We start from the raw sequence: 12,575 nt of genomic DNA on the forward strand, positions 1-12,575 counted from the left end.
AGACCCGCCGCTAGCTGATCCTAATGATTTAACCAGTGTCGGCCTCCTGTACCTCGTGTGCGTAGCTAATCGAATCAGGCTTGATATCGACAGTGGAACTCATCTTCATACACGGTATCAACCTCCGTGGCCTGAAACCTCGGCACTAGAATTTTCCTATTTGCCGCCGTTTGCCCGCCATAGCCCTACTGCGGGTAAATAGCTCTTGCACAACGATAAATCGTTGCTCTGTCTGGTCCCTGCAATCGTCAGGAACAGCCAGCAGGAGGCAGTGCAACCATGCGTCAACCAGACCGCATTATCCGCTTGAGGACCGTTCTCGCTCGGACCGGGCTGTCCCGTTCCACCATCGATCGCAAGATCGCCGACCCTGTCGGCTGGCGGGCCACAATATCAACGAGTGACAGAATGGACGCGAGCCTCACGTAGTTCAGAGATCGTCATCCAGTTCGTCGTCGTGGACCTCGGCGGCACGTTGCTTCGCGTCGGCGATCAACTCCTTTGCGGATTCGCCCTTCACCCAAGCGTCGAGCATGTCAGCCCAGCACTGAAGCATGATCCTCCGCTCGGCGAGGTAGCGGTTCACATTATAGACGGCCGCGATCCGGTTCCGGGGCGCGTGGGCCAAGCTCATCTCGATCCAACGATCATCGAACTTGGCGCGATTCAAGCCGGTCGAGAACGTGCGGCGCAGGTCGTGAACGCCAAAGCTCTGAAAGTCAGGATAAGTCTCCCGGATGCGCTCTACGACCGTGTCGATCACGCGGTTGAGCGTCGCGTTGCTGATAGGCGTATCGCCGTCATATCGGCCGGGGTGAAGGTATCGACTGTTGCCGAACATGGTGCGGAACGCCGTCAGAATGTCGAGCGCCTGATCGCTCAGCGGGACGACATGCGCCTTGCCGGCCTTCATACGCTCGGCCGGGATCGTCCAGCGCGCGGCGGTGAAGTCGATTTCTTTCCATATGGCGTCGATGAACTCCGACTTGCGGACGCCGGTCAGCAGGACGAACTCCACCGCCAAGCGCAGCGTAGGCGCCGCCGACACATGATCCAAAGCCGCCAGGACCGCACGAACCTCGGACGGCGACAGTGCGCGGTCGCGTGGCTCGAACGTGGCGATGGCGCTGATGCGGATCGACTCAGCCGGGTTGCTCACATCCAGTCCGCTTCCTTGGGCGTGACGGAACACCAGCAACACGACCTCACGGATATGCACGGCGACGGCCGGCCCGCGCTTCTCCTTAACCTCATCACATAGGCGTTTGAGGCGTTGCGGCGTCACCTCCGCCAGCTTGAGCTTCGACAACTCGCCTGCAATCGCGCGGCCATAGACGGATCGGCGCATCGCCAAGGTGCTGTCAGCCAGTTTCTCGGCCCCCGACTTGGGATCGGCCTTATGTTTGAAGTAGGCTTCCGCCCATCCGCCGAACGTCAACGCTGCGGCCGACGCGGTGCGCTTCTCCACCTTGGCTTTCGACGGCGACTCGCCCCGCTCGACTTGATGCCTGGCCCGCGCCAGCAACGTCCTCGCCTCCGCAAGCGACACTTCCATTCCGTAGTCCTGCGCATCAGGCGCGCGTGTCAGCTTGCGCGCTGCCTCGGCGCTATATCGGCCGATGGTCAAGACCTCCTGCCGCCCGTTCACCCGGTACTGATACCGGAACGAGATGACTCCGGTCGGGTAACGGCGGCGTGCATTCCGTCGCGGTCCGTCACCTTGTACAGCTTGGCCCTCGGCTTCAGATTTTTCAGTTCTTTATCCAGTAAGATCGCCCATAAATCCGCATCCGGTCTGGGGGCAAACGCATACCAACATCGCTACCAACAAAGTGGCTGGGTTGGGGTGACATGCAGCGATACGGGGTAAGAAAAATAATCCTTACTATTCAACGGGGTCGCGCGATTTTTGGCACGGAGCGAGATGGTCTGAAACGACCTTAATTCACTCCCACTCGATCGTCCCCGGTGGCTTCGAGGTCACGTCGTAGACGACGCGGTTGATGCCGCGGACCTCGTTGATGATTCGGGTGGCGGCGCGGCCGAGGAAGTTCATGTCGTAGTGGTAGAAGTCGGCGGTCATGCCGTCGACGGAGGTGACGGCGCGCAGCGCGCAGACGAATTCGTAGGTGCGCCCGTCGCCCATGACGCCGACCGTCTGGACCGGAAGCAGCACGGCGAAGGCCTGCCAGATCTTGTCGTAGAGGCCGGCCTTGCGGATCTCGTCGAGATAGATGGCGTCGGCCTCGCGCAGGATTTCCAGCTTGTCGCGGGTGATGCCGCCCGGGCAGCGGATGGCAAGGCCCGGTCCCGGGAAGGGATGGCGACCGATGAAACTGTCCGGCAGGCCGAGTTCGCGGCCGAGCACGCGCACTTCGTCCTTGAAGAGCTCGCGCAGCGGCTCGACGAGCTTCATGTTCATGCGCTCGGGCAGGCCGCCGACATTGTGGTGCGACTTGATGGTGACCGAGGGGCCGCCGGTGAAGGAGACGCTTTCGATGACATCGGGGTAGAGCGTGCCCTGGGCGAGGAAATCCGCGCCGCCGAGCTTCTTCGCCTCGTCCTCGAACACCTCGATGAACAGGCGGCCGATGATCTTGCGCTTGGTTTCCGGGTCGGAAACGCCTTCCAGCTCGCCGACGAAACGGTCCACGGCGTCGACATGGATGAGGTGCAGGTTGTAGTGTTCGCGGAACATGGCGACGACGTCGGCCGCCTCGTTCTTGCGCATCAGGCCGTGGTCGACGAGGATGCAGGTGAGCTGCGCGCCCACGGCCTCATGGATGAGGAGGGCCGCGACGGACGAGTCGACGCCGCCCGACAGCGCGCAGATGACGCGCTTGTCGCCGACCTGCTCGCGGATCGCCTCGACGGCGCGCGCGCGGTAGGCCGACATCGACCAGTCGCCCTTGATGCCGGCGATCTTGTGCACGAAGTTGGAGAGCAGCTTGGCGCCGTCGGGCGTGTGCACCACTTCCGGATGGAACATCGTCGTGTAGTAGCGCTTCGCCTCGTTGACGCAGATGGCGAAGGGGGCGTTTTCGGAAACGCCGATGATCTCGAAACCCTCGGGTGCGACGGTGACGCGGTCGCCGTGGCTCATCCAGACCGGGTATTTCCGGCCGACCTCCCAGAAGCCCTCGAAAAGCGGGCTCGACTTCAGGATCTCGACGTCGGCGCGGCCGAATTCACGGGCGTGACCGCCTTCGACGGTGCCGCCGAGCTGGGTGGCGAGCGTCTGCTGGCCGTAGCAGATGCCGAGGATCGGCAGGCCCGAATCGAAGACGACCTGCGGTGCGCGCGGGCTGCCCTGGTCGAGCACCGATGCGGGACCGCCGGAGAAGATGATCGCCTTCGGCTGCATGCGGTGGAAGGCCTCTTCCGCCGACTGGAAGGGGATGATCTCGCAATAGACGCCTGCCTCGCGCACGCGCCGCCCGATGAGCTGGGTCACCTGGCTACCGAAATCGATGATGAGAACGCTGTCGGGATGAGCTGTCTGGGTCATGGCGAGCCTTTAATGAAAATCCTGCCGCCGCGCAACGGGGAAATGCCGGATCTTCAGCCCTTCAGCACGACGGTCCCGTCGGCGATGGCCGCCTCCAGCCGGTCGACGGCCTCGGCGAGCTTTTCGTCGATGACATGGAGGTACTCCGTCCAGTCGCCGATATGGCTGAGTTCGGCCTTGCCGTCGGAAATGCCGCGCAGGCCGACGAGCTTGACGCCGAAGGCCTGGCAGGCGCGCAATTCCGCGAAGGTCTCCATCTCCACCATGTCCGCGTCGATGCCCGCATAGGCGGCGCCCGAGACGATGTCGGCGCCGGTCGAAAGGCGCGCCTCGGGTATGCCGGGAATGCGAAGGGGAAGCGGCACCTCCACCGGCAGGTCGAGGAAGGGCGTCGCGCCGCGGGTGAAGCCCAGCGGCGAGGCGTCCATGTCGCGATAGGAGACGGAGGTCGCCTGGTAGACGCCGGTCTGCTCCAATGTCGCCGAGCCGGCCGAGCCGAGCGAGACGACGAGGTCGGGGAGACTGCCCTCGGCTTCCAGGTGGCAGAGCGCGAGCGTCAGCTGCACGGCCGCCTCGACCGGGCCGACGCCCGTCATGAAGGGCGTGATGCGGGCTTTCAGATGGGGGCCGTATTCGGCGTCAACGGCCATGACATAGAGGATGCGGTGCGGGCCGACGGCCTTGAGGGAAACGCTCATCCGGCGATGTCCTCGCGTCCGCGCACCACCATCATCGTGCCCGTCATCGTGGCGATGAGCTTTGCCGGGCCATCCGAGATGGCATAACCGCGCCCGTCGGCGACGATGATGTTGGAGCCCGGCTTGGTGACCTCGCCGCGAAAGAGGAAGCGCTCGCCGCGCCCCGGCGACATGAGGTTGACCTTGAACTCGATGGTGAGGATCGCGGCATCCGCGTCGATCACCGAATAGGCGGCATAGCCGCAGGCCGTGTCAAGCACGGCGGAGATGACGCCGGCATGGAGGAAGCCGTGCTGCTGCGTCAGCTTCTCGTCGAAGGGCAGCTCGATCTCCACCGTGCCGTGCTCGATGCGCGTCAGTTCGGCGCCGATGAGCCGCATCGCCGCCTGCCGGGCAAAGCTTCGGGTGATGCGGTCGGCGAAATCGGCCGGTGGAAAATCGGTCATGGTGCAACCAGGTCTGCCGGCGCGCCGCCGGGATGGGCAAGGATGGCCGAACGTTTGCACGGCGCATGCTGCACTGCAAGCGCCTTTCAGTTCAGGAGGAGGATTGCCGCGTTCAGCGCCGTCGCGAAGGCCACCCAGGCGAGATAGGGCACGAAGAGGAGCGCCGCCGTGCGATCCTGCCGCCAGGAGGCGATGATGAAGGCGGCGACGGAGATGAGCAGGCCTAGGATGATGATCATCGCGGATGCCGGGTCGCGCAGGCCGAAGAAGGCGGGCGACCAGGCGAAGTTGAAGACGAGCTGGGCGAACCAGAGGCGCATCGCCATCGAACGGCGCAGCGTCAGCCAGGTCCGGGCGCCGACCACGCCGATGATGGTGTAGAGAAGGCTCCAGGCCGGCGCGAAGAGCCAGTCGGGCGGGGTGAAGGCCGGTTTGGCGAGCGAGCGATACCATTCGTCGGGAATGTTGTTGGCTCCGATGAGGAGGCCGCCGCCGAGAACGAGGATGATGAAGGCGAGATAGACGAGGGGCTTGTTTTTCATGCCCGGGAGGTAGCGCGGCGCGCGCGGCCGTCCAGGGGCGGGATCAGCGTTGCGGCATCAGGCCGGCGATGTGCTGGTCCCAGGCGACGGCGTCCCGGCTGCCGGCAAAGCGGCCGTCATAGGAAGAGACCGCGAAGCCCCGCGGCGCCGCGGCGATGCCGGCGGCCTCGGCGATGGCCTCCTCCCGCAGCACCCGGCCGCTTGCCGCCTCGAGCACGACGAAACGCCCGCCGTTCGGCGAGGTGAGGCCGACAAGACCCTCGCGCCGGTTAACCGCAATGGCGCCGACATAGTTGGCAAGGCCGATCGTGGTCTCCTCCGGCAGGGAGAGGAACGCCAGGTCCTCCCCCCTGGAGAAATGGCCGACGAGCGGCGGCAGGTCGTTGCGCGGTCCCTCGTACTGGCAGGCGAACCAGATGCGCCCCCTGTCGTCGAGGTCGATATGGCGGGTGGAAAGCTGGCGCAGCGTCTCCGGCAGCGCATGGCGCTCGACGAGCGCGCCGGTTGCGGCGTCGATCAGGGCGAGCGAGGGTTCCATGTGGTCGAGATTGAGCTTGGTGCGGCCGAAATCCGGATGGGTCTCGATGCCGCCATTCGCGGCGATCAGCAGGCGGCCGTCGTCGCTGACGGAGAGATCGTGCGTGCCGATGCCGTAGGTCGAATATTCGCCGATGCGGCGGTAGCCGTCGCCGGCGTCATAGAGGCCGATGACGCCGCGCCCGGCGTCGAAATCGTTCTCGCTGGCATAGAGGATTTTTCCATCCGGCGAAAAGCAGCCGTGGCCGAAGAAATGCCGGTCCTCGGCGCTGGCGATCGTCACGGGCGCTGCCCCGCCGCCGCGGTCGATGATCAGCGCGAAGGTACCCGGACGGCGCGCGAAGGCGACGAGGTGGCCGGTCGCGGGCGAAAAGGCCATGCCGTGGCTGCGGGCCGGCAGCGGCGTCTTCTCTATGAGTGTGCCGTCCTCGGCCAGAACCGCGATGCCGAAGCTCCCGTCGCGCTCCATGTAGCCGGACGCGAAGACGGCGTCGGTCTGCGACAGCGCGAAGGACGGACGGGTCCCGAGCGCCGCGACCCAGGCGGCGCCCGCCATGCGCAGGAAGGCGCGGCGGTCGACAAGCGCGCTCCGGGTGCCCGCGGCCCGCATCAGTCGCCGTCCGCGAAGGAGAAGCCGGCGCCGAGCCCGATCGCCCCGCCATATTCGGTGTTGAGGCGCAGGATGAGGTCACGCGTGTTGACGAGGAGGAAGGCGATCTTCTGCTGTTCTTCCGGCGTCGAGACGGCCTTTTCGATATCGGGATCGATGGTCGGCGCGACGCGGCGCAGGGCTTTCAGCACGAAATCGACATTGCCGGCGATGGAGACGAAGTTCGGATCGATGAGATCGGCCATGCCCGATGTGTCGAACAGCGTCTGCAGGCCTTCGATATTGGCGTTGATCGAGGTCCAGGTGTTGCCGGAACGCCAGAAGACCGCCGATTTCGGGCGTGCCGTGCCGCCGTTGCGGTAGAAGGTCTCGATGCGCTGGTCGCGCACCGCCTCCGCGCCGTGAACGAGGATGCCGAGGAGCGCGGTGATCGCCTCCTTGCCGGTGCGGAAGACCGGGTTCTGCGGGCCGGGATGTTTCCAGTCCCGCTGCACGCCGTCGGGCGCGTCCCAGGCCGCGACGAGCTGACCGGCCGTCGTCTCGATATGGCGGGCGACGGCGGCGGCATAGCGGCAGCGGAAGCTGTCCGGCGTCGCCATCAGCGTTTCCGCGCCGGTGCCGTAGAGCGCGAATTCGAGCGCGCCAAATCCCTGGATCGCTACGCTCTTGCCGGCCATGGCCGCGGCGTCCGTATCCGCTTCGTCGGCCTTCTGCAGCAGCGCCTGCACCTGCTTCAGGCCGGTGCTCTTGCGGTCGGGGTAGAAGAGGATGCGCTCGAAGCGGTTGTCGTCGATGACCGGGCCGATGCGCACGATCTCGATGCGCCCCCAGTCGGCAACCGCCTGCCGGAAGGCATCGTCGACCGTCTTGCGGCCGCCCTCGGAGGGCGCCTTGCAGAAGGCGGCGGTCGTTTCGGCGAGCGTGCCGGCGGAGGCCTGGAAGCTGCGGTAGCCGGGGCGGATGACCTCGTCGACCGCGCGCGTCATGATGCCGACCACGCTCTCGTCCGTCAGCGCGGGCGGCACGGGCGCCTCGCCCTCCTGCGCCGGCGCCGGCAGGGCGGCGGCGAGCATCAGGCCGGCGGCGAGAAGCAGGGTCGGCAGTCGCCGCCCCCCCTCTGCCCTGCCGGGCATCTCCCCCTCAGGGGGGGAGATTGGATGGAGCGCTGTCTCGCCTCTCTCTAGCGGTGCGGTTTGAGCAAGGTTCTTGCTTCTTGCCGATCTCCCCCCTTGAGGGGGAGATGCCCGGCAGGGCAGAGGGGGGTGAGCCCCCCCGAAAGCAAGGGCGATGCTTTCGAAAAGCGCGGCGAAACGACGGAAAGAGGGGCGCTGGATGGGCATCAGAGGCTCTCCAAAAAAGTCAGAAGGGCGTCGCGGTCGTGTTTTTCCAGCGCGGCGAAGCGGTCGCGTGCCGTCTCAGCCTCCCCGCCGTGCCAGAGGATGGCCTCGGTGAGGTTGCGGGCGCGCCCGTCATGCAGGAAGAACGTATGGCCGTTGACGGTTTTTGTAAGGCCGATGCCCCAGAGTGGCGGCGTGCGCCATTCCCGCCCGGTCGCCACGCCGACCGCCTGCCCGTCGGCAAGGCCCTCGCCCATGTCGTGCAGCAGGAAATCGGAATAGGGCCAGATGAGCTGGAAGGCATGGGCCTTGTTGCCGGCGTCGCGCCGGGTAACGAATTTCGGCTGATGGCAGCTTGTACAGCCTGTCTCGTAGAAGATGCGCTTGCCGTTCAGCGTTTCGGCGAAACTCGCCTTGCGCCGCGCCGGCACGGCAAGGTTCTCCGCATAGAAGGTGACGAGGTCCATCACCGGCGGCGGGGCTTCGGCATCGCCGAGCCGCTTCTGCACGCCGTCCGGCCGGTCGAGGCAGGCTTTTTGCGCCGGCGTGCAGTCGCCCTGGTGCAGCGGCACGTCCGGCGTCGAAAGGCCGATGTCGAAGGCGAAGGCGTCGGCGCTCTGCTGGCGCACGGTGGCCGACTGCGCCTTCCAGCCGAACCGGCCGAGCGTCTCCTTGCCCGTCTTCGGATCGATGGCGATGGCCGCCTTGCCGCTGATGCCGTCGCCATCCTTGTCGTCGGGGTCGGCAAGGGCGAGAATATCCGCCTCGTGGATCGCCTGGACGAGGCCGAGGCCGAGCATCGGCTGGGTGACGCGCGGCGAGAGCGTCGTCGTCGCATCGAGGTCGCCATAGGCGAGATCGGCGACGGAATATGTCGGCCGGCGCAGCGTGACGACCTCGCCGCCGGCAAGCGTCACCGGTTCCTCGGTATAGTCGATCACCATGCGGCCCTCGGCCTTGAGGCCGGGTATGGCGAGATCCTGAAGCTGGCGGCCGTAGATCGGATCCGGCAGGCTCATCTCGCGAAAACTTTTCAGCGCCGCCTCGTCCTCCGGCGTCCTTGCCGCGCGGGCGAGGCGCAGGAACATCGACGTCGCCTCGGCGGCGCCCTCCGGCGGATGGCCGCGGCCGTCCTTGATGTGGCAGGTCTGGCAGGAGCGCGCATTGTAGAGCGGCCCGAGCCCGTCGGAGGCCTGGGTGGAGGAGGGCGAGGAGACCCAGAGTTTCTGGAAGAGCGCATTGCCGAGCTTGAACGTCTCTTCCTCCGCGAAGGTGAGGTTCTCGGAGAAGTGGGAGAAGCTGTTGACGTTGACGGATGCAAGTGAGGTCGCCGCCCCGCCGGACATCGCCTCATAGGCTTCGGCCTTGGAAAAATCCGTCGTTAGCGCCGTCACCGCGGCGACGCGCTTGCGATCCTTTTCGGAAAGATCATCGCGCCCGCGGCCGGTGGAATGGGCAGGTCCCAGAGCGAAAACGCCCGCCACGACGGACACCGCGGCAAGAGCCGCGAGCAGAGGGCGGGCGGGGCGTTCTGTCATGTATGGATCGGGCCGCCCCCCGGGGGGAGGCGGCCCGCCTTCTATCATTGGAAGACAGCGTTAGGATTATCCAGGCTGTCGGAGCCTTCAAGCTCGATCGTGCCGAGGTCGAGCGAGGCGATCACGCGTTCGATCGTCCTGGTCTGGTCGATCAGGCTGTCGACGGCGGCCTGGACGACCTTGTTGCCCTCTTCGTTGCCCTCACCGATCATCTGGTCGTAGGCTTCGCCGCCTTCCGCGCGGTCCACCAGCGCCTTGAAGGCGGCGTGGCTGGCGTCGAGCTTGGCCTTCATCTCCGTGTCGAGCGCGGCGTCCTTTTCCGCGACCAGCTCGGAGAGCGACGGGCCGGCGAGCTTCGAGCCGTCCGCACGGGTATATTCGCCCGTATAGACGGTCTGGATGCCGACGACATCGTAGTAGTGCGAATTGTGCGTGTTGTCGGAGAAGCAATCGTGCTCTTCTTCCGGATCGTGCAGCAGGAGGCCGAGCTTCATGCGCTCGCCGGCAAGTTCGCCATAGGAGAGCGAGCCCATGCCGGTCAGCATGGCGGTGATGCCGGCCTTCGGATCCGACGTCACGTTCTTGGCGGCGTCGCCATCCGGCGCCCAGGCCGCCACCATCTCTTCCAGATCGGTGACGAGCAGCGAGGATGCGGCCTTCAGGTAGGCGGCGCGGCGGTCGCAATTGCCGTTGGTGCAATTGGCCGTGTCATAGTCGCTCGCCTGGCGGTTGCCCGCGCCCTTGCCGGTGCCGTTGAGATCCTGGCCCCACAGCAGGAACTCGATGGCGTGGTAGCCGGTCGCCACGTTGGCTTCCACTTCGCCCGCCTCGTGCAGTTCCTGCAGGACGGCCGGCGTGATGGTGGTGGCGTCGATCGTCTTGCCGCCGATCTCCAGCTTCGGATTGGCGATGACATTGCCGACGAAGAGGGCGTTCTCGTCGCTCTCCGTGCCGTAGCTGGCATCGACATAGTCGATCAGGCCCTCGTCGAGCGGCCAGGCGTTGACCTTGCCTTCCCAGTCGTCGACCAGCGGATTGCCGAAGCGATAGGCTTCCGTCTGCTGGTAGGGCACGCGGGACTTCAGCCACGCCTCGCGCGCGGCCTTCAGCGTGTCGTCGCCCGGCTTGGCGATGAGCGCGTCGACCGCTGCGTCGAGCGCTTTTGCTGCGTCGAGCGAGTCGGAGAATTTGGCATGCGCGATTTCGGCATAGTGCTTGACGATCGCGGCCGGATCGGCGGCCGCATGGGCGGAACCGATGGCGAGCCCCGATGTCGCGGCAGCAAGCGCAAAGGCGGCCGCGCGGAGGAAGGAAGTGGTCATGACGTCTCCTGGTGTCCTGTTCGATGTGTCCCCCGACACCGGACGTCACGGCTTGCCTCCCTTGGCGGCCGCCGCCCGGATGGTCCGGCATCTCGCCGGGCCCGGGATTATTCAGGCGTTACTGTCATGGACCAAATAAAAACTTGTGTCAAAGTGTATAGTTTAGAACGATTTCAAGCTGTTCCGGTACACTTGACAGAGCGCAACCGCCTCAGGCCTTGCGGCCCATGGCGCAGAAGAAGAAGCCGTCCGTATCGGTCGAGGCCGGCGTCAGGGTGACGGTCTTGCCGTCGCGCGACCAGGGCTGCGGCTTGTCCGCGCCGAACAGCTTTTTCCAGGTGTCGGTCGCGGGCAGGATTTCGAACTCCGGATTGGCCGCGCAGAAGCCGTGCACCTGTTCCTCGTTCTCCTGCGGCAGGATCGAGCAGGTGACATAGAGCAGGAAGCCGCCCGGCCGCACGAAGGCGCTGGCATTGGCAAGCGCTTCCTGCTGCTGGGTGAGGCGTTCCTCGAGGTTCTTTTCGGTGAGGCGCCATTTGGTGTCCGGCCGGCGGCGCCAGGTGCCGGTGCCCGTGCAGGGGGCATCGACCAGCACGCGGTCGAAGCGGCCGTTCAGCGGGGCAAGGCTGGCAATGGTCTCATGCACCTGGACATTGCGCGTGCCGGCACGCTTCAGCCGCTCGATGATCGGGGCGAGGCGCTTGCGGTCGGTGTCGTAGGCGTGCACCTGGCCCTTGTTGTGCATGGCGGCCGCCATGGCGAGCGTCTTGCCGCCGCCGCCGGCGCAGAAGTCGAGCACCTGCTCGCCCTCCTGCGGCACGACGAGATCGGCGACGATCTGCGAGCCTTCGTCCTGCACCTCGAACCAGCCCTTCTGGAAGGCAAGGTCGGCGGTGACGTTCGGCAGGCGCGAGGGGCCTTCGCCGGCGGGAATGCGGATGCCCTCGCGGGCGATGGCCGAGGCGACGGCGGCGTTGCGCTCCAGCGCCTTCAGCACCTTGTCGCGGCCGGCCTTCAGCGTGTTGACGCGCAGGTCCAGCGTCGGCCGGCCGGCAAGCGCCTTGGCTTCCGCCAGCCAGGCCTCGCCGAAATTGGCCTCGAAGGCGGGCTGGATCCATTCGGGAATGTCGCCCTGCACATGCGGCGCGGCGTCGTCGAGAGTGCGGGCGCGGAAGGCGGCAAGCCTTTCGCCGGAAATGGGCTCGGGGGCGAACCGGTCTCCGTCGAACTCGGCGGCAAGCGCCTCGGGGGCGAGGCCCCATTGCCGTAGGAGCACGGCATGGCCGAGGGCGGCGGGGCTGTCATCGTCCATCAGGAAGGCGTGCGACAGTTTCATGCGCAGCGCGTCATAGACGATATTGCCGATCGCGGCGCGGTCGCCGGAACCGGCGAAGCGATGGGAGAGGCCCCAGTCCTTGAGTGCATCGGCGACGGGGCGCCGCCGCGTCTCGATATCCGTCAGAACCTCGATGGCTCCCGAGAGCCGCCCACCCAATCGCATCCGTCATCTCCGTTTTGCGTCGTGGTAGCGGCGGAATGCGCGAAGGGCAAGCCGGGAGCCGCACAATAGCGCTCGTCAGCCGATGACTTCGTAACAGATCTTGGCGTGGCCGGAGCGGATCATGCCGATGTTGGAGGCGGCGGCCTTGGAGAGGTCGAGCACCCGGCCGCGGATGAACGGGCCGCGATCGTTGATGCGCACCACGACGCTCTTGCCGTTGTTCGCGTTGGTGACCTTCACCTTGGTGCCGAAGCGCAGGCTCCGGTGGGCGGCCGTCAGGAGGTTCGGGTTCATGCGCTCGCCGGAGGCGGTGCGCGAGTGCAGCGCATACCAGGAGGCACGACCGCAACCGGCGGCCTTAGCATCGGAGAATGTAACGAAGGTGGAGGAGGCTGTGACGAGCGAGGCGAGTGCGAGGCTGGAGAGCTTGAGCATCATGTATCGGATGACCTTCCGGGAAAGTTGCGAATTTCCGCTGTGATGATCGCCCTATGAGGAAGCAAAAATGGCAAAAACGTGCCTCAACCCGCCGCAAT

At 65.9% G+C, this 12,575-nt stretch carries 12 protein-coding genes; 1 reads left to right on the forward strand and 11 read right to left on the reverse strand.

Translation table 11 applies throughout. The annotated features are described in order from the left end of the window. Positions 1 to 279: 279 nt before the first annotated feature. Positions 280 to 429, forward strand: a complete 150-nt coding sequence (locus MUU56_RS32920; RefSeq protein WP_398430374.1) for an AlpA family phage regulatory protein — start codon at positions 280 to 282, stop codon at positions 427 to 429. Position 430: 1 nt separating this feature from the next. Here the strand turns inward: MUU56_RS32920 and MUU56_RS10060 are convergent, their stop codons facing one another. The 11 genes from MUU56_RS10060 to MUU56_RS10110 form a co-directional block, all read right to left on the reverse strand. Further along, positions 431 to 1,627 carry a tyrosine-type recombinase/integrase gene (locus MUU56_RS10060; RefSeq protein WP_244767185.1) on the reverse strand — a complete coding sequence of 399 codons (1,197 nt, stop codon included), beginning with the start codon at positions 1,625 to 1,627 and terminating at the stop codon, positions 431 to 433. Between the two features lie 318 nt (positions 1,628 to 1,945). Beyond that, complete coding sequence (gene guaA / locus MUU56_RS10065; protein WP_244767186.1) at positions 1,946 to 3,508, reverse strand: glutamine-hydrolyzing GMP synthase; 1,563 nt, start codon at positions 3,506 to 3,508, stop codon at positions 1,946 to 1,948. A 53-nt stretch (positions 3,509 to 3,561) separates the two neighbouring features. Further along, positions 3,562 to 4,206: a 5'-methylthioadenosine/S-adenosylhomocysteine nucleosidase gene (locus MUU56_RS10070; RefSeq protein WP_244767187.1), complete on the reverse strand. Its 645-nt coding sequence runs from the start codon at positions 4,204 to 4,206 to the stop codon at positions 3,562 to 3,564. Next, a complete protein-coding gene (locus MUU56_RS10075) occupies positions 4,203 to 4,652 on the reverse strand; it encodes a PaaI family thioesterase (RefSeq protein WP_244767188.1) in 450 nt (149 codons plus the stop codon). Before MUU56_RS10075 ends, MUU56_RS10070 begins: the two co-directional genes overlap by 4 nt. Before the next feature lie 86 nt (positions 4,653 to 4,738). After that, the gene (locus tag MUU56_RS10080) at positions 4,739 to 5,194 is read right to left on the reverse strand and encodes a TspO/MBR family protein (RefSeq protein ID WP_244767189.1); all 456 of its coding nucleotides are present in this window, start codon (positions 5,192 to 5,194) and stop codon (positions 4,739 to 4,741) included. Between the two features lie 43 nt (positions 5,195 to 5,237). Continuing rightward, a complete protein-coding gene (locus MUU56_RS10085) occupies positions 5,238 to 6,341 on the reverse strand; it encodes a DUF1513 domain-containing protein (RefSeq protein ID WP_244767190.1) in 1,104 nt (367 codons plus the stop codon). Continuing rightward, positions 6,341 to 7,474 (reverse strand): imelysin family protein, encoded by a 1,134-nt coding sequence (locus MUU56_RS10090; RefSeq protein ID WP_244767191.1) that lies wholly within the window; start codon positions 7,472 to 7,474, stop codon positions 6,341 to 6,343. The genes MUU56_RS10085 and MUU56_RS10090 overlap by 1 nt, the downstream gene beginning before the upstream one ends. 206 nt (positions 7,475 to 7,680) lie before the next feature. Beyond that, positions 7,681 to 9,216: a di-heme oxidoreductase family protein gene (locus tag MUU56_RS10095; RefSeq protein WP_244767192.1), complete on the reverse strand. Its 1,536-nt coding sequence runs from the start codon at positions 9,214 to 9,216 to the stop codon at positions 7,681 to 7,683. Positions 9,217 to 9,260: 44 nt separating this feature from the next. Next, positions 9,261 to 10,538: an imelysin family protein gene (locus MUU56_RS10100; RefSeq protein ID WP_244767193.1), complete on the reverse strand. Its 1,278-nt coding sequence runs from the start codon at positions 10,536 to 10,538 to the stop codon at positions 9,261 to 9,263. Positions 10,539 to 10,749: 211 nt separating this feature from the next. After that, a complete protein-coding gene (locus tag MUU56_RS10105; RefSeq protein WP_244767194.1) occupies positions 10,750 to 12,039 on the reverse strand; it encodes an RsmB/NOP family class I SAM-dependent RNA methyltransferase in 1,290 nt (429 codons plus the stop codon). A gap of 75 nt (positions 12,040 to 12,114) precedes the next feature. Continuing rightward, positions 12,115 to 12,477: a septal ring lytic transglycosylase RlpA family protein gene (locus MUU56_RS10110; RefSeq protein ID WP_398430364.1), complete on the reverse strand. Its 363-nt coding sequence runs from the start codon at positions 12,475 to 12,477 to the stop codon at positions 12,115 to 12,117. Positions 12,478 to 12,575 lie beyond the last annotated feature (98 nt).

The sequence above is a fragment of the Shinella yambaruensis genome (assembly GCF_022899355.1).
Lineage (GTDB): Bacteria > Pseudomonadota > Alphaproteobacteria > Rhizobiales > Rhizobiaceae > Shinella > Shinella yambaruensis.